The following is a 21,050-nucleotide window of genomic DNA, read 5'->3' as shown; positions in this document are numbered from 1 at the left end:
TGACCGAGCCACCTAGCTACAACATCGCGGCTTAGCAACATTAATATATCGACGGGAAATCAATGACCCTAAATCCATTATCCTTCACAACAACCTTTCACAGGAATGTCGGAGAGCGTTCTTTTGTTCCCTAACAAATCACCGTTTACCGCATATAGCTTACGAAATCCCTGCTTATAAAGAATTCTCGCAGCTTTATTTCTTTTATAGTAGCTATCAGCAAGAATTAGAACCGAATCTTCCAGAGATAGACAGTGCTGCCAGACATAAGGTAACCGCCCCAGCGAAATATTTATCGAACCACGGATACTGTCCTTCTGGTAATCAACGGCATCCCTGACGTCGAGCATTTTCATATCCAGTGATTGATCCGCTAATTCACGAACCTCACGGACTTCTATATAAGTAAGTGAACGAACAGGCCAAGCGTAACGCAAAAACCTCACAATACTAAAGACTATTAAGATACTCAGTAGAATCCGTACCATCATGCTCATGCCATTACTCCCGTACCAAAAAATCATCCGTCCAAGCGCCTAATCCACCCGTCATGTTCACAACGTTATACCCCTTTTCACTCAGTAGCTCACAAGCCAGTCCACTACGGCCACCACTTAAGCACATCACAATTATCTCGCCATAAGAATCCAGTTCATCTGTGCGCATCAATAGCTGTCCAAGCGGAATATGTTTAGCACCCATTACATGTCCCTCCACCCATTCGGCTGGTTCGCGTATATCCAACATAGTAAGAGTCTCGCCATTCTTCAAGCGTTCCGCCACTTGCTGTGGGGTAATTTCCTTTGAAATTTTAAAAGACATTGAGCATCTCTCCTTCACCTTTATAAAAATAACTTGATTTTCATATCACTATATCATAATATTACGATATAAGGATATTGTAAAGCGAGGTGTTCGTTACCATGGACAAAAATTTTAAAGCTTATAACCAAACCGCCGAAACCTTAAAGGCTATAGCTCATCCCGTGCGCTTGTGCATCATTAAAGGACTTCTGGAAAAGGGCAGCTGCAACGTGAGCTTCATGCAGGACTGCCTCGATCTTCCACAATCTACGGTGTCCCAGCATTTACAGAAGCTTAGATCATTAGGCATCGTTGAAACCGAACGTAATGGGCTGGAGATTAACTATTCTGTTAAAGACGAAAAAATTAAACATCTGATTCAGTTATTTTTAGGGGAGGAATAAGTCATCATGAGTAAAAAAGTATTGATTGTTGGTGGAGTTGCAGGAGGCGCGTCAGCAGCCGCTCGACTTCGGAGATTAGATGAAGATGCCCATATTGTAATGTTTGAGCGTGATCCGTACATTTCTTTTGCCAATTGCGGACTTCCTTATTATATCGGTGGGTCCATTCAGGACCGCTCCAAGCTGCTGGTGCAGACGCCGGAGGCGATGCATAAACGTTTTAACATCGATGTTCGGATTCAAAGTGAAGTAGTGGCTATCGACCCTGTGAACAAAAAAGTGCGAGTAGAAAGTATAGAAAAAGGCTCCTATGAAGAGAGCTATGATGCGCTTATTTTATCGCCAGGTGCTAAACCGATTCGTCCGAATCTGCCCGGTATCGAGAGTTCCCAAATACACATGTTGCGTAACATTCCCGACACTGACAAAGTCAAAGCTAAAGTCGCTGCGGAAGGCACACGTTCGGCCGTGGTGATCGGTGGTGGATTTATCGGTGTGGAAATGGCTGAGAATCTTAGAGAAGCTGGTCTGGAAGTTTCCTTAATTGAAGCAGGACCACAAATATTAGCTCCATTCGATACTGAAATGTCTTCTATTTTGGCAAAAGAACTTGACGAGCATGGTGTTAATCTTATTTTTTCCGATATGGTCCAAGGGTTTGCTGAGGTGGGAGAACAAATACAGGTGCAATTAGCAAGTGGCACTGTACTGCAAAGTGATATGGTTCTGCTGGCTATCGGCGTTTCTCCGGATACCTCTTTTCTGAAGGACAGTGGCTTAGAATTCGGTCCCCGCGGCCATATTTTAGTCAATGAGCGGATGGAGACCAATCTGGATCAAGTGTACGCTGTAGGTGACGCGGTTGAGGTGGTTGATTTCGTAAACGGAACAAAAACCGCCATTCCACTAGCTGGCCCTGCCAATAAGCAAGGGCGGATTGCTGCGGACAACGTCAGTGGTCTCGGCACAACTTACAAAGGATCACAAGGGACTTCTATTATTAAGGTTTTTGGAGTCACAGGTGCTTCTACCGGAAATAACGAAAAAACACTACAACGTCTGGGTCTGCCGTATCACGTGATTTATATACATCCAAGCTCACACGCAACCTATTATCCGGGGGCAACTCCGATATCTATGAAGCTGATTTTTGATCCAAAAGGTACGGTGCTAGGAGCACAAGCTGTAGGTTACAGTGGTGTAGACAAACGTATCGACGATATCGCTACAGTTATTCGTTTTAGAGGTTCGGTCACTGATTTGACGGAGTTGGAGCTATCTTATGCCCCTCCTTATTCTTCCGCTAAAGATCCGGTGAACATGGCTGGCTTTGCCGCTGAAAATATTTTGCAAGGTTTGACTACGGTATTCGTCCCTAAGGATTTAGAGAGTCGTGACAAAAACAATACCATTTTAGTTGACGTACGTTCGGAAATTGAACATGCTAATGGTCATATTGAAGGGTCCATTAACATCCCTGTGGATGATCTGCGGGGTCGGCTAAGCGAGCTTGACTCTAGTAAAGAAATTTGGGTGTATTGCCAAGTTGGACTCAGAGGCTACACCTCTTCCCGGATTTTACAGCAAAAAGGTTATCGTGTGAAGAATCTGACCGGCGGTTATAAAACCTATCAGATGAGCCAATTTACGCCTAAAAAAAAAGATAACTTGACGCCAAACGTTGATACACCAGCAGCCCGTAAAGAAATCGCAGCAACGGGAGTAATGACGGATCCAGGGACTGGGACTGGGACTGGGACTGGGACTGGGACTGGGACTGGGACTGGAACTGCGACTGGCACTGGCACTGGAACTGGAACTGGAACTGGGACAGTTACACCCACTGTTAACGCTGCAGCTTTCACAGCATCTGATTCCGTGCTTGATGCCTGCGGACTGTGCTGCCCAGGACCGCTGATCCAAGTTAAAATGAGCATGGACCCGCTCTTGGACGGGCAAGTCCTGAAGGTCACTGCTTCCGATCCCGGATTTTATGAGGATATCAAGGCTTGGGCTCGTATGTCCAACAATACACTTTTGCAGCTCACAAAGCTGCCTACTGGCATGATCGAAGCTTATCTGCGCAAAGGAGTTATCGAGACTTCAGCATCAGCACCAACCGGAGCAGGCGCACAAGTAATTCAAACTAGCAACGCAAGCACAATGGTTGTTTTTAGCGGGGATTTGGATAAAGCGATCGCTTCCTTCATCATTGCCAACGGAGCAGCATCCAGCGGCAAAAAAGTCACAATGTTCTTTACCTTCTGGGGCCTCAATATTATCCGCAAGGATGAGAAGGTGCCTGTGAACAAAAACTTCATCGGTAAAATGTTTGGTGCCATGATGCCACGCGGCAGCCGGAAGCTGACGCTTTCAAATATGAACATGATGGGCATGGGCTCGAAGATGATCCGCTCTCTAATGAAGAGCAAAAATATCTCTTCCTTGGAGGAATTGATTCAGATGGCTATCGACCAAGGTGTGGAAATCGTCGCCTGCCAAATGTCCATGGATCTTATGGGCATCACTCGTGAAGAACTGATTGACGGTGTCGGAATCGGCGGCGTTGGTTATTACCTCGGCCAAGCCGATCAGTCGGGTCATAATCTATTTATCTAAATACCTTAACACCGCAAAGAGACTCCTCTATTAAAATAGAAGAGTCTCTTTCCTATATAAAAATAAACTCACGAGAACCGGTGACAAAGATTTGAAAAACCAAAATGCAGAAATTGGCTGGATCTGGATACAGAATCTAAAACCTGCTATCCTATTTAATAGGCATTCATCCGAACAACGACCTATTTTAGGTAAAAAAAGGAGATTAAATGAATAACCCGATACATATTCTTGTTGCTGAGGACGACAGCGACATCAACCGATTGCTGTGCAACATTATCAAGAAAGGCGGCTACATTCCCCAACCTGCTTACTCGGGAACGGAGGCACTTCTCTATCTGGAGCAACGCCAATGGAGCATGCTGCTACTGGATCTGATGCTGCCTGGCATGTCGGGTGAGGAACTACTTGAGAGGATTGCCGGGCGGGACGATATGTCGGTAATTATCATTTCTGCCAAGGGTGAGCCCCAGACCAAGGTGTCTGCTCTGCGGGCGGGGGCGGATGATTTCATTACGAAACCCTTCGACGTTGAGGAAGTCTCTGCAAGGATCGATTCTCATCTACGTTTGTATTCGCGGATTACGCAATCGGCTTTGCCTAACCTGCTCCAGCATCAGGGTCTTGTACTTCATCGAGATGCAATGTCGGTTACGGCAAATGGTGCGGAACTGACGCTCACAGCTCTAGAGTTTGAGATTCTCTCATTACTTTTGTCAGCCCCCAAAAAGGTGTTTACGAAAGCGAATTTGTATGAAAGAGTCTGGCACGAGCCATATTACGGGGACGACAATACAGTCAATGTCCATATGAGCAATTTGCGCAGCAAGCTAATCAAGGCCGCGCCAGGAAGCGAATTTATCGAGACGGTATGGGGTATAGGTTATCGGCTCAAGCCTTAAGACATTCTTAAGATTTGGCTTTAGCTCTTCTTATGTTTCCAATTCTATACTTGGTCTATCACGAAAAGGAGGCCAAGACGAGATGTACGAGTATGTATTAAAAACAAATCAGCTATCCAAAAAGTTCAAGGGCCATACAGCGCTGGACAAAGTCAATTTGTCAATCCGTAAAGGCTCTATTTATGGTTTTATTGGGCAAAACGGAGCCGGAAAATCAACATTAATCCGGATTGTGACCGGACTTGCTTTTCCGACTCAGGGGACAATCGAGCTGTTCGGAGCCAGTGAAGAGCAGGCCTTAATCCAGGCTCGTAAGCGAATCGGCTCGATTATCGAGAGCCCCGCTTTGTTCCCCCATATGACTGCGAGCGAAAATTTAGAAGCAAACCGGATTCTACGTGGTATTCCCGGCAAAGATTGTGTTCCTAGAATGCTAGAGCAAGTTGGACTGCAGGGCGCCGGCAAGAAGAAAGCCAAAAATTTTTCACTTGGAATGAAGCAGCGGTTAGGTCTTGCCATCGCCTTACTGGGAGATCCGGAATTTCTGATTCTGGACGAGCCGACCAATGGGTTGGATCCGATGGGTGTCGTCGAAATGCGCGAACTGCTCAAGCGACTAAACCGTGAGCTAGGCATTACGATAATGATCTCAAGTCATATTCTAAGTGAGCTGCATTTAATGGCAAGTCATTATGGCATTATTCATCGCGGTCAGTTGCTTGAACAACTCACTGCGGAGGAATTAAACGAGAAATGTCAGCAGTATTTATTTATCAAAGTGGATGATCCGGGCAAGGCAACAGCCGTCATTCAGAACGAGCTGGGTACGACCGATTTTGAAGTGATGCAGGATGGAACCATCAAGTTGTATAGCCGTATTGGGCAGCCAGGCAAAGTATCAACAGCGTTATTCAATGCCGGCCTCGAGATTGAGAAGTTTATGCCTATGGGTGAAGACTTGGAGAGTTATTTTACGAAGCGAATTGGAGGGAATCCAAATGTATAATCTGATCAGAGTGGAGTTTTTCAAGCTCCGAAAGAATAGATCATTTTGGACTTTTCTATTGGCACTTTCCGTCCTCTCGCTTGCGTACCCTTTGCTATATTATTTTGATCATCGCTCCAATGGGGAACCTCAGATCACCGGCGCTGAATTTCTGACTACCTTCATTTCAAGCAATGCCTACATTATTAAATTCGGCGTAGCCATTCTGGCTGGATTCTTTATCTCTAACGAATATTCCACAGGGGTCATGAAGACGATCGCATCTTCGGGCAACACCAGAGGCCGGCTGTTCGCAGCAAAACTAATCGTATTTGCAGTTGGAGCCATGGCGATTTCGCTCGTCTTTCCTATTCTCAGCACAGTGGAAGTCACGCTGCTTTCGGGCTTCGGTCATCTGCCGGAAGGAAGCACTACACTTTTCATACCACGAGCCCTCGGGCTAACGTTATTGTACACGGCTGGTTATGCAGCCATCGGGGCGCTGTTCACCGTAATCCTAACCGACAGCGGCAAAACTATCGGCTTCTCAATGATTTTCTTCCTTATGATCGATACGGTTTTGGCTAGTATAGGTTCGAAGATCTCTTTCTTTAGTAATTTGTACGATTATTCCATCTTCAAACGGGTGAGCGATATCGGTAAGCTCAGTATCGACAGCGGAGATTGGCCAGCGCTTTTACTTGTACCGTTGTTGACAATAGCCGTTTCCGGGGTACTCGGTATTCTCGTATTCCACCGAAAAGAAATCAAATAACAAATAGGAGGTGCAGGAGAGTGTTTCTTATTCTGACAATCATATTGTTTGCGGCAGGAGCTCTCCTGCTTTTCCGTTTGTTGATGCTAAGGCGAGAGCTAGGGCGGATAACAGGGCAATTGCATACCTACAATGAGCGAGCAACCGGTAAAAAAATTGATGTGGCTCTATTCGACCAGAAGCTTGAGGCGCTTGCGGGACAAATCAATCGTCAATCTGATTTAATCGTCGAAGCGGATGCCCAGCGAAAACGTGTCGAACAAGAATTCCGTCAGGCTGTTGCAAATATTTCACATGATATCCGTACACCCCTCACCTCCATCTTTGGTTATATTCAACTGTTGGAGGATGATTCTATTACCCCTGGTGAAAAGCTTGAATATGTTGCCATCGTTAAAAATCGGACGAAACGGCTGCAGGCGCTGCTGAATGATTTTTTTGAGCTTTCCTTGATCGAATCGCTAGATTATCCTCTACATTCCGAAAAGCTTGGGATGACGGCCCTACTCTCAGAAATTCTGGTCGGATTTTACGATTCCTTCAACGAACGCAATATTACACCGGATATACGGCTACCTGAGGAAAATGTATCCATATACGCAGATGAATCTGCTGTGCGGAGAGTTGTCGAGAATTTACTTGTCAATACGGTCAAACACGCGACCGGGTATGTGGAAATCCGTTTCGAACGACAGCAGGAAACAGCTGACTTAACGATAGTAAATGATGCGAAGGAACTAGCCGGAAGCGATGTTAACCTCTTATTTGACCGATTCTATACCGCAGACCGTACCCGATCTTCTCAAGCCTCCGGGCTGGGTCTCTCCATCGCCAAAAGTCTAATGAATAAAATGGGTGGCACGCTGACAGCCGAACTGGAGGGTGAGCAGCTGAGAATGACCTGCCGTTGGAAACTAGGTGATGCCGGCATTAGCTTGGCTACTTAATTCATTTTATAGTTGGTCTAGACTAACCATTGTTCTAAGCCGTTTATGGAAGGTAGCCCAACAAAACTTTATCGAGAAATTATTCAATAAAATGGTCTCTGAATTTACGAAGCAACCTCCCGGCTATGAATTCTATCTGAACAAAAAAATCTTTGAAATTGTTGACTATCTCAACCGTTATTACGACCAACATCATTCCATACGCGATATTGCCAACAGATTCTATATCAGTCCTTCCTACTTCTGCAAAACTTTTCGTGATAGTACAGGCTTCACCTTTACAGAATATTTGAATAATGTGCGGATAAAGGAAGCTCGTGCCTTGTTAATTAATACTGCCTTTAAAGTAGCCAAGATAGCTGAAAATGTTGGATTTGATAATATGACTCACTTTGGTCGGGTATTTAAGGAAATCACCGGGCTTTCTCCATTAAAATACCGCCGGACTTATAAGATAGAGAGTCCTTGATATCTACGCAATAGGAGCAGCTGCAATCATTTTTATTACAATATCTAAACCAAAAAGACTCCTCTATTTATATAGAAGAGTCTTTTTGCGTTGCGGCAGGCTAACGGATTATGTTTAAAATCTAACTCAGCAAGTTTAGGCTTGCTTCTTCAAGCGAGGGTATAAGAAATTTATGATCGATTGGCGATGACATCACGATTAGAATCGTGTAAGTTCCGTATTTGTCACATTGATTTCCGAACTCCTCGAGGGCTCGTGTAGAGTCGGTTACTACCTTCAATAAGTAGTTGTGTTCCCCGCTTATACGGTAACATTCGACGACATCAGGACTTGAGCGGCAGAAATCAAGGAATGCATTACAATCCCTAGAATGAAATAACATGTAGGCAGCAGCATGTTTCCCAATCTTTTCAGGAGAAATTATGGTGCGATATTCGCTGATGATGCCTTTTTCCTCCATACGCCTAACTCTCTCCGTAACCGCAGGTTGCGATAAGCCGACACATTTCCCCAGCTCTGTCATAGAAATTCTTGCTTGATTTTGAAGATGGAAAAGAATTTGCTTATCAACATGGTCCATCAAAATCGCCTCCTTTAAATTTAAGGTTTCCTATATTAACTAGCTTGTAATTAACCGTTATAAGGCTAATTTAACTTAGTTGCCTTATGTAATCAAGATAACTCGTTATATATAATAACCCTACAATAGTAAAGTGTTCTTGGCTTTAACTATTCCGAAGGGATGAAGACCGTTGAGTATATTGGTTTCAAACAAAATAAATACAGAATGTTTATCAGATCGCATCGATAGAGTAATCGATCGAACCCTCGCTGACAAGCGCTTGGTCGGTGCTGTCATTAAAGTGGCGATAGATGGGGAACTGGTTTATAGCCGCGCTGCCGGTTTTGCCGACCGCGAGATAGGCCGACTTATGCGAGAAGATGCCTTATTCCGGCTAGCTTCAGTTACTAAACCTATCGTTTCAACGGCAGCCCTAGTATTAGTTGCGCAAGGTCGCCTCCAACTGGACGACCGCGTTGATCGTTGGCTCCCAGAGTTTCGGCCGCGTTTGCAGAATGGTGAGTTCGCTTCCTTGACAATTCGTCATTTGATGACACACACCGCAGGCCTGTCTTACCGATTTTTCCAAGAAGAGAAGGGTTCCTATCTGTCAGCAGGGGTATCAGATGGTATGGATCAGTCCGGCATCACGTTGGAAGAGAACCTGCGTCGTCTCGCCTCTGTCCCCCTCCTTTATACGCCAGGTACCGAGTGGAAATATTCCATCGCGACAGATGTGCTAGGAGCAGTAATTGCAAAGGTCACAGAAACACCGCTCAATGAGGCTGTACATTCACTCGTGACCAAGCCGCTTGGCATGAACGACACGGGTTTTATTGCAGTTGACCGAGAACGGCTGGCCACTTCCTATGCCAATGATACTCCAGAGCCACGACCCTTACTTGATCCCGACAGTATTGCCTTTGTGGAGGGAACGGCCGGGTTCCTGCTTGCTCCTAGCCGAGCACTTGACACTACTGCCTATCCTTCTGGAGGAGCTGGCATGGTTGGCAGCGCCGGAGATTTTTTGCAACTGCTGGAAACATTACGTAAGGGCGGAGCGCCGCTGCTACCGGAGTCACTGGTTCACGATTTGACGACCAACCAGATCGGTGATCTGCCCATGGCCTTCTGGCCAGGACGAGGCTTTGGCCTAGGCATTACGGTACTAAAGGATCCTGTCGCCGCAGACACTCCGGAATCCCCGGGTAGTTGGCGCATGGGGGGTACTTATGGTCATTCGTGGTTCGTAGATCCCAAGCAACGCCTCAGTGTCGTCGCTTTCACTAATACTGCATTGGAAGGCATGTCGGGTCAGTTTACTATTGACCTTTGTGATGCCATTTATGATAGACGTAATAAATAGAGCAAAATTACACAAGGTTCCTGGGTCCGGAATGAACCGGCCTAGGCTCTCTGTCTAATAGACCTATTCGTCGTGTATATCATTGAGTTTGCTAAAATTATATAAGAGAGGGGCTTCTCTATGAGCCAAAACACATCTTCTGCCACACAAAGTGCCTCCAGTACTCCCTCTTCTGAACGTCTGCCATGGGCTGGATTACTCGCCTTAGCTATGACTGGGTTTATCTGTATTCTTACCGAAACGATTCCTGCAGGCTTGTTACTCCAAATAGGTGAGGGGCTTGGAGTCTCCGAGGCCCTTGCCGGTCAGCTTGTCTCTTTGTATGCTCTTGGTTCCCTGTTGGCCGCAATTCCCTTAACAACTGTGACGCGTGGATGGCGGCGGCGACCACTGCTACTAATGTGCATTCTTGGTTTTCTCATATTCAACACCGTCACCACTTTTTCTTCCAATTATATACTTACGCTGACAGCTCGGTTCTTCGCAGGCGTATCCGCTGGAGTCTTATGGGGGATGATAGCAGGTTACGCCCGGCGTATGGTGCCGGAGTCACTCAAGGGAAGAGCAATGGCGGTAGCGATGGTTGGCACACCTCTCGCTCTGGCACTCGGTGTCCCTGCTGGAACACTTCTTGGCACCCTTGTAGGCTGGCGCTCTATCTTCGGGATCATGTCGCTATTAGCTCTCATGCTGACCGCTTGGGTATTTTGGAAGCTACCAGACTATCCAGGAGAAGCCTCTGATAAGCGGCTCCCTCTCTACAAGGTTTTCGTTATTCCGGGGGTACGGCCGGTATTGTTTGTCGTTCTGGCATGGGTACTAGCACACAACATCTTGTACACCTACATTGCTCCCTATCTTAATCAGGCCGGTTTAACCCAGCGAGTTGATTTGGTACTGCTTATTTTTGGCATTACAGCGCTTGTTGGCATCTGGGTCATCGGTATTTTCATCGACCGCAAACTGCGTCCATTGGTTCTGATCAGCCTAGCTGCTTTTGCCTTGTCATCCATTGTACTAGGCATTAGTAGCAGCCAGCCCATAGTGATCTATTTAGTGGTTGGTGTATGGGGATTGACGTTCGGAGGAGCGGCTACTTTGCTCCAGACAGCCGTTGCCGAAACCGCTGGCGAAAGTGCAGATGTGGCCCAATCGATGTTGGTGACGGCATGGAACCTAGCTATTGGCGGTGGCGGAGTGATAGGCGGAATTCTTATTGAAACACTTGGTGTCCGCTCCTTCCCGTGGGTAATATTTATATTATTGATTCTTGCACTGCTAGTAGCGTGGCGCGCTAAAGATTACGGATTTCCTGCAAGGAAATGTTAAGGCGCACCTATCGAGTTTAAGGGTAACGGTATCCAAACAAGAAATTTACACAAATAAGGCCAGTGAGCATATTAGATAGGACTAATATGTGCCACTGGCTTACTTATATTAGTTTTTTATAAAATCAACTCTTAATAATTTTTTGCAGATCCTTGCCGAATTAAAGATCAGTGATTGCTGCAAGAACAGTATTGTTGAAGTAATCAACATACATATTTTTAAATGGCTTCTGGTGATCCAGCTCTACGGATAAATGAACCGTCACTGTCTGATAAATCGGATCCACGCAGAGGAAAGGACCTGCCGCCCCCCAGTGTGAATAGGCATCTGGAGAGAGCAGATCTCCGCCGTCACGCTTCGTGCCATTAATCGCCCATCCGTACCCCCAGTACGCTTCAGGGAAAACTTCGTCTCTATATTGTGAGGATACGCCCGGAATTTGATTGCGGGTCATTTCTTTTACTGTTACCGGACTAAGCAATCGTACTCCGTTATAAATTCCGCCGTTAAGGAACATCTGGCCAAAAACAGCCATATCCATAGCCGTTGAGTAAGCGCCTCCCCCCGCAGATACAGAATTCAAATTGTATTCGCTGTCTACCCATTCCGCGCATGCTGCCTCAGGGGCACGTCTAACTACTTTGTTCCGCACTTCCATTGGCACACGATAATATGTATTTTCCATTCCAAGCGGTTTAAAAATGCTTTCCTTTACGAATACATCATAAGCTTGTCCACTAACACGCCGTATAATTTCACCCAACAGCTCATAACCATATCCACAATAAGACATCACAGTACCTGGCTCGTGGCTAAGTGGTGCATCATAACCTCCATCAACCTCAATTCCAGAAGTATGTGTCAACAAATGATGTACGCATACCTTTGTTTTGTTCTCTCCTGTAAATTCGGGGATGTAATCAGAAACCGGCCTGTTTAGGCCCACTTTCCCTTGTTCCACTAACATCATAATAGCGGTTGCAGTAAATAGTTTTGTGATGGAACAGAGTGGAAATATAGCATCCACTGTTAAATCTGCTGCGTCTGCTTCAGGTCCGAATTTCCCATTCGCTTGATGGACCAGCAGCGTCCCCTTTCTTGCAGCAACAATAACTTGCGCAGGTGTGATATTGTCTTCAACCATTTGTGCGGCGGCTGTACGAATGCGCTCCACACCAAAAGCTGAGACACCCGCCTGTTCTAAAGAATTAAATACTAACCCTCTCATCGGTAGCCCTCCAATATGATTCATTTAATACATATATAAACTATTATACAAATATATTAAGTAATCCTGCTAGTTTACTATTATCCTGTGACTGAATTGTTGAGTTTCTATTAACTATTCGCTAAACAAAACTAAAGCTGACCCCGGTTTCTCCCGAAAATCAGCTTCAGCTTTGTTTACTAAGTTACCGCTACCTTAAAAGCATCCACATTAAATGTTGTCCCGTTGATGGATAATGTGGCATTGTAATAACCCCGATCACCATTTGTTTTGCATTTATATTCGCCTGAACACCCGCATACGAAAAATTTAGTTTTGTTGTAACCGGGATATATATTACTAAGCTTTCGGTAAAACAGATGTCCATGATGCGTAAAAATAGCTAGCACCTTATCTCTCACTTTTGTAGGAATGGATGAAAAAAACTTATTCGTCTCCGATGCGCTTAATACATGGGTTGGGTCCACCGTAATCCCACTTACTTTGAGGGGCCAATGAAAATCTATAATATAATAAAAACTATCATCTAAATTTCTCAACAAATTTATACTACCCGGAGTAAACCGTCCAAGCGCACAATTAAGCCATACATACTTGACCTTTCCCTGCGTACCCGGAAAATTCATTTGACCTTCAACAGCACCTAAATATTGTGTGAATAAGGACTGTGTGCTTGCCTCCCAATTTCCTATAGATGCTTTATATGGAATGCTCCCAAGCGTGCTTGTTACCGTATCCTTGAAGTCCTTGTAGTAAGCATTCGCATTATTTCCATGATTAGCTCCCGCTTGCGTATTATCTCCTCCAAAAATAACAAATCTCTTATTCCCGCTATTCACAGCTTTAGGCAAAAGATTTCTAAAAATGCTTGCGCTGTTTCCATACCCCACATGACTATCACCAATAACCGCAAAGTTAATGATTTGCGCTTTTGCTTTGAGAATTAAACTACGTTTAGGCTGCAGTCTGGAGGAAGGTCTTCTTTTCCTACTAGGTTTCACCTGTCTTTTCATCTTAGATTCACCTCTTTTAAAATGGATAAAGGATCATAGTAGTATTTATATTCGCTTGACCTTAGGGACTCTTGGACCAATGGATTCATCTAGGAGATTAGTTTCTCTTCTACTTTGTGGTCATTTATGCTGCTTGTCCCAAAGGGGAGATGTTATAATTAGTCCCATAGAAGTGAAGAATATAATACCATTCATAGAATTATAGGTAACGGAGGCTATGGAACCTCAAATCTGCAAGGCCCGCAATCAGATGTTTATTCCCGTCGCAGTATTGCTGGGTGGTTGGTTGCTTCTGATCGCGGACACCTTTGGCCGCAATCTCGTCTCCCCTGATGGCATCCCGGCTGGGATCATGGTAGCGTTGATCGGCGTACCTTATTTCGCTTATTTATTGATTAAGAAATAAATAAGCATATAGAAGATCAAAAAGAGGTAACTCAGAAGCCATGAATGGCTATTGAGTTACCTCTTTTAGTTAGAACACTCTTTATTAAATCTTCATATCCTTACCCGTATAGTCTACAAACATGAATTGACCTTCCGGTGTAGTCCGCTTCTCGATCAAGTCCATGATGCCCTCAGCACTTTGGGTCGGATTCGTTGGCGCCTCTGCCCCGCCCATATCCGTATGCATCCAGCCGGGATGTACGCCGAGTACTTGTACCCCGCGTTCTTTTAAATATACATGCAGCTGCTGTGAGAACATATTAAGTGCCGTTTTGGAGATGGAATAAGGATAGTCTCCCGCATAAGCATTAGTGATGCTGCCTGCTTCCGACGATATGTTGATAATTGAAAGCTCGGGTTCAGTGAGTAGCGGCAAGAAATGCTTAACCACTCGCATCGGTCCATAAAGATTAATATCCATCGTGGTAAGCATATCTTGGAGATCCAGCTCTTCAATCTGTGTGTCCCTTGCAGTCAGTACTGCCGCATTGTTGATAATGGCACCAAGCGTCCGGCCTTGTCCTTGCAGATTCGCAGCTAAAGCCGCGATTCCTTCTTCGTCCGTCACGTCCAGCTGGGCCACAGTCAGCTTCTCCCCATAGGTTGCAGCAAGCTGGGATAGTGCTGTTTGTTCCTGATCGGGACGGCGAACCCCGGCAATGACCCCATGCCCCCGCTTCAATGCCTCAGCCGCCAGCTCATAACCTAGTCCACGTCCGGCACCAGTAATTAGAATATTCACTATACAACCTCTCCTTTATCCTTATCGTTCTCCAGCAGCTCCACAATCACCTTTAACTCCTTGAACGTGTCCATATAAGCATAACGCCCACCGGTATACTCACCCTTTTGCTGGAGTGGGAACCCTTTGCCTTCGAGCAGCATAATCTTCTCCTTCATTCCTTCAACCACAAAAGCAATATGATGAGGTCCCTCACCATGCTCATTCAAATAATCACGCCACGTACTGGGCTGCTGATCTGGCTCAATCAGTTCAAGCTGCAAGGAGCCCATCTCAAAAAAAGCCAACTTAGCCCGCGCCACCGTCGCCTCGCCATTATACCGAGTCTGCGCCTTATCTTCTGTATCTGTAACGATAATTTGCGGCTTTTCCAGTCCAAAAAACTCCGCATAAGCCGTGCTTACCTTTTCAACATCATTCACCAAAATTCCAATCTGCGTAACAAAATGATTTCCCAGCCATCCTGACATGTACCCTACCTCCCATTTGTCTGACAAGTCCACCATACCGATTCTTTGAAAAGGCTGTCAAGCCTGAAAAGAAATCGCTCCGGGCCAGCGAAAATTATCCAGAGAAAGCTCAGCCGACTTTCGGCGCTATCAAAGGCTTTGTGACCTCTCTTTCCTCCAAATCGCACACTTTCGGCGCTATCAAAGGCATTTTTACCTCTCTTTTCTCCAAAACGCCCACTTTCGGCGCTATCAAAGGCATTTTTGCCTCTCTTTTCTCCAACTCACACACTTTCGGCGCTATGAAAGGCATTTTTGCCTCTCTTTTCTCCAACTCACACACTTTCGGCGCTATCAAAGGCATTTTTACCTCTCTTTTCTCCAACTCGCATACTTTCGGCGCTATCAAAGGCTTTGTGACCTCTCCCGATGCCGCAACTGGTTAAGAATACTTGGTGCGTTATATTACTTTTTGTTTCGGTTAATCACCAATTCGGTTATAGAATGAAAAGTTTAAATTAACAAAAGGGGTGAGGAACGATGGACCATAGAAAAAGATCACGCCTGATGCAGCAGTTTATTTTTGTCGGGCCAACTTCCTTGTTTTTCTTTATTATTGTGCTGATTCCTTTCTTTTTGGGACTCTATTATTCATTTACCAGCTGGAACGGAATCTCGCGGCATGTCGAGTGGACCGGACTACGGAACTATCTACATATTTTCACCAAGGACCCTTCCTTTCTTAATTCATTCTGGTTCACGGCGAAGTTCACTTTCTTCGGTCTAGTGCTGACCAATCTGCTTGGCTTCGCACTCGCTTATGTGCTGACGCGCAAACTGTTCACACGCAATGTCCTGAGAACGGTATTTTTTGTACCGCATGTGATTGGCGGACTTTTGCTCGGGTTTATTTGGCAGTTTATTTTTGTCAGAGGATTCTCCTCTATCGGGCAGGCCACCGGCTGGTCCTTCTTTAATCTTCCCTGGCTAGGCACCGGAGGGACAGCATTCTGGGCGATTGTTATCGTATTTGTCTGGCAAAATGCGGGATATCTGATGGTGATCTACATCTCTGCTATCAACAATGTTCCCCAAAGCCTAATTGAAGCGTCCAAAGTGGATGGAGCCGGACGTTTTCAGGCCTTGCGCCATGTCACTCTTCCACTGGTCATGCCCGCTGTAACTGTTTGTCTATTTCTATCTATCTCCTGGTCCTTTAAGCTGTTTGACCTCAACCTGTCGCTGACCAAGGGTGGACCCTTTAAAGCTACTGAATCTGTAGCCTTGAATATTTACAATGAAGCCTATACCATCAGCCGGTTCGGAATGGGCTCGGCTAAAGCGATGGTTTTCTTCGTCATCGTGGCCGTGATTTCCCTACTACAGGTAAGAGCAACCAAGAAAAGAGAGGTGGAGCTGTAATGGAGACTACCGCCAAGAAATTTAATGTCCCCCTGCTTCTCATCGAAGTGATTGTAATCCTGCTGGGGCTTCTATTTTTAGTGCCCTTTTACTTTTTGTTGGCTAATTCAGTGAAAAGCTATAGTGAAATACTTTCTGACTCTGCTGCGCTGCCTTCCGCACTCCAGTGGAGCAACTATGCGGAAGCTTGGAAAGCTACCAATTTCCCTCGCGCCTTCCTGAACTCTTTTATCATCACGGTGATTAGTAATATTCTGCTAGCGTTCCTCTGCTCTATGTGCGCTTACAAAATGGTCCGCAACAACAGCTTGTATAACCGTGTGCTTTATATTGCACTAGTAGCCGCCATGGTTATCCCATTTCAATCTATTATGATCCCGCTGGTGCAGGTCGTCAGCGGTTTGGGCGTCATGGATTCAACCGCCGGTTTGATTTTAGCCTATCTTGGGTTTGGCGCCCCAATGACTGTTTTTCTATTCCACGGCTTCGTCAAATCGGTACCTCTCGATATCGAGGAGGCCTCAAGAGTAGATGGCAGCAGTCCTTATGGTACCTTTTTCCGGATTGTACTTCCGCTTATGCAGCCGATTATCGTCACTGTCATCATACTGAATACCCTGTGGATCTGGAATGATTACTTGATGCCATCGCTAATTTTGCAGGATCCGGTGCTTCGCACCATTCCTATCGCCACTTATAGCTTTTTCGGACAATATACGAAGCAGTGGGATTTGGCGCTTCCAGGACTTGTACTAGGGATTACGCCGGTGGTCATCTTTTTCCTAGTGATGCAAAAATATATTATTGAAGGCATTGCCCAAGGCTCCGTGAAGGGCTAACGATACATGTTGCTTTCAGCCAGAGAGGATGAATGAATATGAGAACAAAACGTGGAATTCTCCTCGCATGCTCCCTGCTGCTGGCTGCCCTGACAGCCGGTTGCGGACGCAGCAGCGACAATGCAGATGGAGTCAAAACCGTACACATCTACCAGTTCAAGGTTGAAATATCTGAAGCGCTGGCTTCGCTCAAGACTGAATTCGAGAAAGAACATCCCAAGATTAAGCTTGAGGTACAAAGTGTGGGTGGCGGGACCGATTATGGCGCCTCGCTGCGTGCCAAATTCTCTTCCGGAGATGAACCGGATATCTTTACCATCGGCGGCAACAATGAACGTGATATGTGGCTGGAATATCTGGAGGATCTGAGCGGCGAAGCTTGGGCCAAGGATGTAAAGCCACTCGCAGCAGAACAAATGACTATAGATGGCAAGCTGTATGGGATGCCGATGAATCTGGAAGGATACGGCTTCATCTATAATAAGGATCTGTTTAAGAAAGCCGGAATCACCGAGAAGCCATTAACGCTAACCGCTCTACGTGAAGCCTCCGAGAAGTTAAAAGCGGCAGGCATCACACCTTTTGCGAATGGTTACCAAGAATGGTTCGTGCTTGGCAATCATAATGTAAACGTGCCTTTCGCCCAGCAGCCTGATCCAGAGGCATTCATCGCAGGACTTACAGACGGTTCCAAAACCTTCATCGGAGACCCTATTTTCTCCAAGTGGATCGATCTACTTGACCTTACTGTAGAGTACGGCAATAAGAACCCGCTTTCGACCGACTATAATACACAAGTCACTATGCTAGCGAGCGGCGAAGCGGCGATGATGCAGCAGGGTAACTGGACACAAGGACAGATCGACGGCATCGATCCCAATCTAAACCTGGGCATCCTGCCCATGCCCATTGACGACACTCCCGAAGATAACGACAAGCTTTATGTAGGTGTACCCAGCAATTGGGTTATCAATAAAAACTCTCCCGTTAAGAAGGAGGCCAAGGTCTTCCTGAATTGGCTCGTCACCTCCGAGACCGGGAAAAAATATATCACTAAAGAATTCCAATTCATCCCTGCGCTCGACAACATTAAGGGAACCGAAGAAGATCTTGGAACGCTAGGTGCTGAGGTACTGGCTTATACCGATAAAGATCAAGCGCTGACCTGGAACTGGACCCGCCTGCCGAACGGGATGCCACAGGAATTATCCAGCAGCATTCAAGGGTATCTCGGCGGCAAGCTGACCAAAGAAGGGATGTTGAAGGAATTCCAAATCAACTGGGATAATCTCAGTGTGCAGTGATTTACCTGCTCTAAATACGGACAAACAGCCGCGCAACGATGCGTGGCTGTTTGCGTGTTCATTTAATTCCTCTCCGTTCATTAGTCAGAACCCGTTGTTAGTTCGCACGCAGCATGCTAATTTGTCTGGCAAGATACACAGGCGTATAGGGCATGTCATCTCGGAGCCAAGAAATAACCGTGCCAATTAGAGCTGCTGAACCGTACCAAACGGCAATGTCCTTCTGTATCGGTACCTTTGAATGATCAACGGCCCCCTCCTTTTTCTCCTGGTGTGCAGAAATGATTTCCGCCATCAAATTAAACAGGCGATCTGTAAAAATCGGGCTTCGTTTCGATGTAAGTATGACTTTGTAGAATTTTGCATTTTCCGCAATATGCTTAAGCAGACTCTCTAATATTCTCAGATTCTCTTCATCAACCGATTCATCATGGTTGCTATCGTTGTTCACCACTTGTAGAATGTCCTCCACCATCTCATCCGCCATCTTTTCTAACATATCCGGGAGATCCCGATAATGCAGATAAAAAGTAACCCGATTGATTTTAGCCCGCTCTGCAATACGGTTTACTGATATTTTCTCAATATCCATTTCCTCAAGCAATTCAATCACAGCATCTCTAAGTAATTGACGTGTCCGAAGTACCCGGGGATCTGTACGTTGCGTTGTGTTATTCATGTTCTACACTCCAATCTTTTACTTTCATATTGTAAGCTACATATTTTAAATAATTGTTGTTTTTTTAAAACAAAAAACTACATTTTTACAACGAATGTAAACTACTTTACATTTTTTCGCAAATTGTTGCTTGATTACATGAAAATTTCATTTATAATCTAATTCATGCATTGTAAACTATACAACACACTGTAAATTTAGTCCATGATCGACGAGTTGAAAGGATGGAGTGGAGTGAGTACAAAGACAGAAGTAACAAGCAGTTCCGTGAAAAAGGGCCCCATCTTATTCATTATGATTTTGGGCGCCTTTCTTGCGACACTGAATCAAACGGTAATGAGCGTTGCCGTTCCGGAGTTAATGCATGATTTTAATATCTCAGCGGCTACAGCTCAGTGGCTGACAACGGGGTATATGCTGGTTAATGGTGTTCTAATTCCGATTACAGCTTATCTAATGCAACGGTTTACGACGCGGGAGCTTTTTCAAGCTTCTATGTTTATATTTTTGGCTGGAACGATCGTATCGGCCGTCGCGACAAACTTCCCTGTTCTGTTGACCGGGCGTATGATTCAGGCAGCTGGTGCTGGGATTATCATGCCACTGCTCACGAATGTCATCTTGACCCTGTTCCCTCCTGAAAAGAGAGGGGCTGCCATGGGGATGGTAGGGTTAGCCATTATTTTCGCACCTGCGATTGGACCTACTCTGGCTGGATATATTTTGGAACATTATTCTTGGGAGACTATGTTTTATGGCATGATTCCTTTGACCGTCATTGTAATCATATGCGGATTTATTTATTTAAAAAATGTATCGGAACGCATCTTTCCCAAGTTGGACATTGTTAGTGTAACTCTTTCTACGATCGGTTTTGGAACCTTGCTGTATGGCTTCAGCCGCGCTGCCAGTGCAGGCTGGTCGAGCGCAGAAGTGTTATTGTCTTTAGCAGCAGGTGTGCTTTCCCTTGGCTTATTTACTTGGAGACAGCTGGCTTCCCAAAATCCACTGCTTGATCTCCGGGCCTTTAAATACAATATGTTCTCCTTAACGACTGTCATCAGTATCGCAGTTACAATCGTGATGTATGCGGATATGATGCTGCTGCCTCTGTACCTGCAGAATGCCCGCGGTTTTACAGCGATGGAGTCCGGCTTGCTGCTGCTTCCCGGTGCACTCGTAATGGGATTGTTGATGCCGGTAACCGGCAAGCTGTTCGATCGGTTCGGGGCAAAATGGCTCGCTATCATCGGTCTACTGATTACAATTGCAACGACTCTAAGCTTTGTGAACTTAACCGACTCAACCAGCTACATGTATCTGGTATACATGTCAACAGGCCGCCGGATCGGGATGGCGTTGCTCCTCATGCCTATACAAACTCTGGGTCTAAATCAACTCCCCGCCAAGCTTAGTGCGCATGGTACAGCGATTTCGAATACCATTCGACAAGTAGCTGGCGCCGTTGGGACTTCCCTGCTCGTCACCGTAATGACGAGCCGTACTACAACGCATATGAAGGATATGCTGGCCTCTGGCAGTACACAGAACGGAACACAGGAACATATGATTATGGAAGCATCCATTCAAGGGATCAATGATTCCTATCTAGTGATTGTGGGAATTGGTATCCTCGGTCTGCTGCTATCTTTCTTTATTAAACGTGTTGGGCAAGCGCCTGACCCTGAGCAAGAACCCAAGGTGAAGCTCAAAAAAGTAATTGCCAAAGAAGCTTGATATATAGAAGTTATCAGCACTGTTTAAA

Annotated in this window: 22 protein-coding genes and 1 pseudogene; 14 read left to right on the top strand and 9 right to left on the bottom strand. The window is 45.6% G+C overall.

Annotation, left to right across the window (positions count from 1 at the left end; translation table 11 throughout):
- Positions 1 to 77 precede the first annotated feature (77 nt).
- Positions 78 to 497 carry a rhodanese-like domain-containing protein gene (locus MKZ09_RS08445; protein ID WP_076138042.1) on the bottom strand — a complete coding sequence of 140 codons (420 nt, stop codon included), beginning with the start codon at positions 495 to 497 and terminating at the stop codon, positions 78 to 80.
- Positions 498 to 501: 4 nt separating this feature from the next.
- A complete protein-coding gene (locus MKZ09_RS08440) occupies positions 502 to 822 on the bottom strand; it encodes a rhodanese-like domain-containing protein (protein ID WP_076138040.1) in 321 nt (106 codons plus the stop codon).
- 101 nt (positions 823 to 923) lie between these two features.
- On the opposite strand from MKZ09_RS08440, the gene MKZ09_RS08435 reads away from it, so the two are divergent.
- The 7 genes from MKZ09_RS08435 (at position 924) to MKZ09_RS08405 (ending at position 7,905) form a co-directional block, all read left to right on the top strand.
- A complete protein-coding gene (locus tag MKZ09_RS08435; RefSeq protein WP_036675735.1) occupies positions 924 to 1,208 on the top strand; it encodes an ArsR/SmtB family transcription factor in 285 nt (94 codons plus the stop codon).
- 6 nt (positions 1,209 to 1,214) lie between these two features.
- Positions 1,215 to 3,827 (top strand): FAD-dependent oxidoreductase, encoded by a 2,613-nt coding sequence (locus MKZ09_RS08430; protein ID WP_076206863.1) that lies wholly within the window; start codon positions 1,215 to 1,217, stop codon positions 3,825 to 3,827.
- A 209-nt stretch (positions 3,828 to 4,036) separates the two neighbouring features.
- Positions 4,037 to 4,729, top strand: coding sequence for a response regulator transcription factor (locus MKZ09_RS08425; protein WP_076206860.1), 693 nt, complete (start codon positions 4,037 to 4,039; stop codon positions 4,727 to 4,729).
- Between the two features lie 82 nt (positions 4,730 to 4,811).
- Positions 4,812 to 5,735: an ABC transporter ATP-binding protein gene (locus MKZ09_RS08420; RefSeq protein WP_076206857.1), complete on the top strand. Its 924-nt coding sequence runs from the start codon at positions 4,812 to 4,814 to the stop codon at positions 5,733 to 5,735.
- Positions 5,728 to 6,489 carry an ABC transporter permease gene (locus tag MKZ09_RS08415; RefSeq protein WP_076206855.1) on the top strand — a complete coding sequence of 254 codons (762 nt, stop codon included), beginning with the start codon at positions 5,728 to 5,730 and terminating at the stop codon, positions 6,487 to 6,489. The genes MKZ09_RS08420 and MKZ09_RS08415 overlap by 8 nt, the downstream gene beginning before the upstream one ends.
- Before the next feature lie 20 nt (positions 6,490 to 6,509).
- Entirely contained in the window at positions 6,510 to 7,436 is a 927-nt protein-coding gene (locus MKZ09_RS08410) for a sensor histidine kinase (RefSeq protein WP_076206853.1), read from the top strand.
- The gene (locus MKZ09_RS08405) at positions 7,411 to 7,905 is read left to right on the top strand and encodes a helix-turn-helix transcriptional regulator (protein ID WP_076206851.1); all 495 of its coding nucleotides are present in this window, start codon (positions 7,411 to 7,413) and stop codon (positions 7,903 to 7,905) included. Before MKZ09_RS08410 ends, MKZ09_RS08405 begins: the two co-directional genes overlap by 26 nt.
- A 121-nt stretch (positions 7,906 to 8,026) precedes the next feature.
- On the opposite strand, the gene MKZ09_RS08400 is transcribed toward MKZ09_RS08405, so the two are convergent.
- Positions 8,027 to 8,485, bottom strand: a complete 459-nt coding sequence (locus MKZ09_RS08400; RefSeq protein WP_036675753.1) for an Lrp/AsnC family transcriptional regulator — start codon at positions 8,483 to 8,485, stop codon at positions 8,027 to 8,029.
- A gap of 178 nt (positions 8,486 to 8,663) precedes the next feature.
- Between MKZ09_RS08400 and MKZ09_RS08395 the strand changes: the two genes are divergently transcribed.
- Both MKZ09_RS08395 and MKZ09_RS08390 read left to right on the top strand, forming a co-directional pair.
- Positions 8,664 to 9,833, top strand: coding sequence for a serine hydrolase domain-containing protein (locus tag MKZ09_RS08395; protein ID WP_111506134.1), 1,170 nt, complete (start codon positions 8,664 to 8,666; stop codon positions 9,831 to 9,833).
- 120 nt (positions 9,834 to 9,953) lie between these two features.
- Complete coding sequence (locus MKZ09_RS08390) at positions 9,954 to 11,162, top strand: MFS transporter (RefSeq protein WP_076206849.1); 1,209 nt, start codon at positions 9,954 to 9,956, stop codon at positions 11,160 to 11,162.
- A 160-nt stretch (positions 11,163 to 11,322) separates the two neighbouring features.
- Here the strand turns inward: MKZ09_RS08390 and MKZ09_RS08385 are convergent, their stop codons facing one another.
- Positions 11,323 to 12,390 (bottom strand): serine hydrolase domain-containing protein, encoded by a 1,068-nt coding sequence (locus MKZ09_RS08385; RefSeq protein WP_076206847.1) that lies wholly within the window; start codon positions 12,388 to 12,390, stop codon positions 11,323 to 11,325.
- Between the two features lie 179 nt (positions 12,391 to 12,569).
- Positions 12,570 to 13,403 (bottom strand): metallophosphoesterase family protein, encoded by an 834-nt coding sequence (locus MKZ09_RS08380; protein WP_076138025.1) that lies wholly within the window; start codon positions 13,401 to 13,403, stop codon positions 12,570 to 12,572.
- A 217-nt stretch (positions 13,404 to 13,620) separates the two neighbouring features.
- On the opposite strand from MKZ09_RS08380, the pseudogene MKZ09_RS08375 reads away from it, so the two are divergent.
- A pseudogene (locus MKZ09_RS08375) lies at positions 13,621 to 13,809 on the top strand (iron chelate uptake ABC transporter family permease subunit); the annotation flags it as partial.
- An 84-nt stretch (positions 13,810 to 13,893) separates the two neighbouring features.
- Here MKZ09_RS08375 and MKZ09_RS08370 read toward each other — a convergent pair.
- The 3 genes from MKZ09_RS08370 to MKZ09_RS08360 form a co-directional block, all read right to left on the bottom strand.
- Positions 13,894 to 14,592, bottom strand: coding sequence for an SDR family oxidoreductase (locus MKZ09_RS08370; protein WP_076138024.1), 699 nt, complete (start codon positions 14,590 to 14,592; stop codon positions 13,894 to 13,896).
- Positions 14,592 to 15,062, bottom strand: coding sequence for a VOC family protein (locus tag MKZ09_RS08365; RefSeq protein ID WP_076138022.1), 471 nt, complete (start codon positions 15,060 to 15,062; stop codon positions 14,592 to 14,594). The genes MKZ09_RS08370 and MKZ09_RS08365 overlap by 1 nt, the downstream gene beginning before the upstream one ends.
- Positions 15,063 to 15,171: 109 nt before the next feature.
- Positions 15,172 to 15,450 (bottom strand): hypothetical protein, encoded by a 279-nt coding sequence (locus MKZ09_RS08360; protein WP_076206844.1) that lies wholly within the window; start codon positions 15,448 to 15,450, stop codon positions 15,172 to 15,174.
- A gap of 131 nt (positions 15,451 to 15,581) precedes the next feature.
- On the opposite strand from MKZ09_RS08360, the gene MKZ09_RS08355 reads away from it, so the two are divergent.
- From MKZ09_RS08355 to MKZ09_RS08345, 3 genes are read left to right on the top strand one after another with little or no spacing between them, the layout of a single operon-like run.
- Positions 15,582 to 16,463 (top strand): carbohydrate ABC transporter permease, encoded by an 882-nt coding sequence (locus MKZ09_RS08355; protein ID WP_076125253.1) that lies wholly within the window; start codon positions 15,582 to 15,584, stop codon positions 16,461 to 16,463.
- The gene (locus MKZ09_RS08350; RefSeq protein ID WP_036675762.1) at positions 16,463 to 17,302 is read left to right on the top strand and encodes a carbohydrate ABC transporter permease; all 840 of its coding nucleotides are present in this window, start codon (positions 16,463 to 16,465) and stop codon (positions 17,300 to 17,302) included. The genes MKZ09_RS08355 and MKZ09_RS08350 overlap by 1 nt, the downstream gene beginning before the upstream one ends.
- A 32-nt stretch (positions 17,303 to 17,334) precedes the next feature.
- Positions 17,335 to 18,606 (top strand): ABC transporter substrate-binding protein, encoded by a 1,272-nt coding sequence (locus MKZ09_RS08345; RefSeq protein WP_143767354.1) that lies wholly within the window; start codon positions 17,335 to 17,337, stop codon positions 18,604 to 18,606.
- 97 nt (positions 18,607 to 18,703) lie between these two features.
- Here the strand turns inward: MKZ09_RS08345 and MKZ09_RS08340 are convergent, their stop codons facing one another.
- Positions 18,704 to 19,285, bottom strand: coding sequence for a TetR/AcrR family transcriptional regulator (locus MKZ09_RS08340; protein ID WP_076138019.1), 582 nt, complete (start codon positions 19,283 to 19,285; stop codon positions 18,704 to 18,706).
- A gap of 294 nt (positions 19,286 to 19,579) precedes the next feature.
- On the opposite strand from MKZ09_RS08340, the gene MKZ09_RS08335 reads away from it, so the two are divergent.
- A complete protein-coding gene (locus MKZ09_RS08335) occupies positions 19,580 to 21,022 on the top strand; it encodes a DHA2 family efflux MFS transporter permease subunit (RefSeq protein WP_232061507.1) in 1,443 nt (480 codons plus the stop codon).
- Positions 21,023 to 21,050: the final 28 nt, after the last annotated feature.

Origin of the sequence: Paenibacillus sp. FSL R5-0908 (assembly GCF_038006245.1) — a bacterium.
Classification (GTDB): Bacteria; Bacillota; Bacilli; order Paenibacillales; family Paenibacillaceae; genus Paenibacillus_AQ; species Paenibacillus_AQ odorifer.
The sequence above is the reverse complement of the archived record's forward strand: the minus strand, read 5'-3'. Positions and strand labels throughout refer to the sequence as shown.

Coding starts and splice junctions, on each gene's coding strand:
- MKZ09_RS08350 (WP_036675762.1), top strand. CDS start 16,463: ATGGAGACTACCGCCAAGAAATTTAATGTCCCCCTGCTTCTCATCGAA.
- MKZ09_RS08420 (WP_076206857.1), top strand. CDS start 4,812: ATGTACGAGTATGTATTAAAAACAAATCAGCTATCCAAAAAGTTCAAG.
- MKZ09_RS08405 (WP_076206851.1), top strand. CDS start 7,411: ATGCCGGCATTAGCTTGGCTACTTAATTCATTTTATAGTTGGTCTAGA.
- MKZ09_RS08355 (WP_076125253.1), top strand. CDS start 15,582: ATGGACCATAGAAAAAGATCACGCCTGATGCAGCAGTTTATTTTTGTC.
- MKZ09_RS08435 (WP_036675735.1), top strand. CDS start 924: ATGGACAAAAATTTTAAAGCTTATAACCAAACCGCCGAAACCTTAAAG.
- MKZ09_RS08365 (WP_076138022.1), bottom strand. CDS start 15,062: ATGTCAGGATGGCTGGGAAATCATTTTGTTACGCAGATTGGAATTTTG.
- MKZ09_RS08430 (WP_076206863.1), top strand. CDS start 1,215: ATGAGTAAAAAAGTATTGATTGTTGGTGGAGTTGCAGGAGGCGCGTCA.
- MKZ09_RS08345 (WP_143767354.1), top strand. CDS start 17,335: ATGAATATGAGAACAAAACGTGGAATTCTCCTCGCATGCTCCCTGCTG.
- MKZ09_RS08335 (WP_232061507.1), top strand. CDS start 19,580: ATGATTTTGGGCGCCTTTCTTGCGACACTGAATCAAACGGTAATGAGC.
- MKZ09_RS08385 (WP_076206847.1), bottom strand. CDS start 12,390: ATGAGAGGGTTAGTATTTAATTCTTTAGAACAGGCGGGTGTCTCAGCT.
- MKZ09_RS08390 (WP_076206849.1), top strand. CDS start 9,954: ATGAGCCAAAACACATCTTCTGCCACACAAAGTGCCTCCAGTACTCCC.
- MKZ09_RS08440 (WP_076138040.1), bottom strand. CDS start 822: ATGTCTTTTAAAATTTCAAAGGAAATTACCCCACAGCAAGTGGCGGAA.
- MKZ09_RS08400 (WP_036675753.1), bottom strand. CDS start 8,485: ATGGACCATGTTGATAAGCAAATTCTTTTCCATCTTCAAAATCAAGCA.
- MKZ09_RS08340 (WP_076138019.1), bottom strand. CDS start 19,285: ATGAATAACACAACGCAACGTACAGATCCCCGGGTACTTCGGACACGT.
- MKZ09_RS08425 (WP_076206860.1), top strand. CDS start 4,037: ATGAATAACCCGATACATATTCTTGTTGCTGAGGACGACAGCGACATC.
- MKZ09_RS08445 (WP_076138042.1), bottom strand. CDS start 497: ATGAGCATGATGGTACGGATTCTACTGAGTATCTTAATAGTCTTTAGT.
- MKZ09_RS08380 (WP_076138025.1), bottom strand. CDS start 13,403: ATGAAAAGACAGGTGAAACCTAGTAGGAAAAGAAGACCTTCCTCCAGA.
- MKZ09_RS08415 (WP_076206855.1), top strand. CDS start 5,728: ATGTATAATCTGATCAGAGTGGAGTTTTTCAAGCTCCGAAAGAATAGA.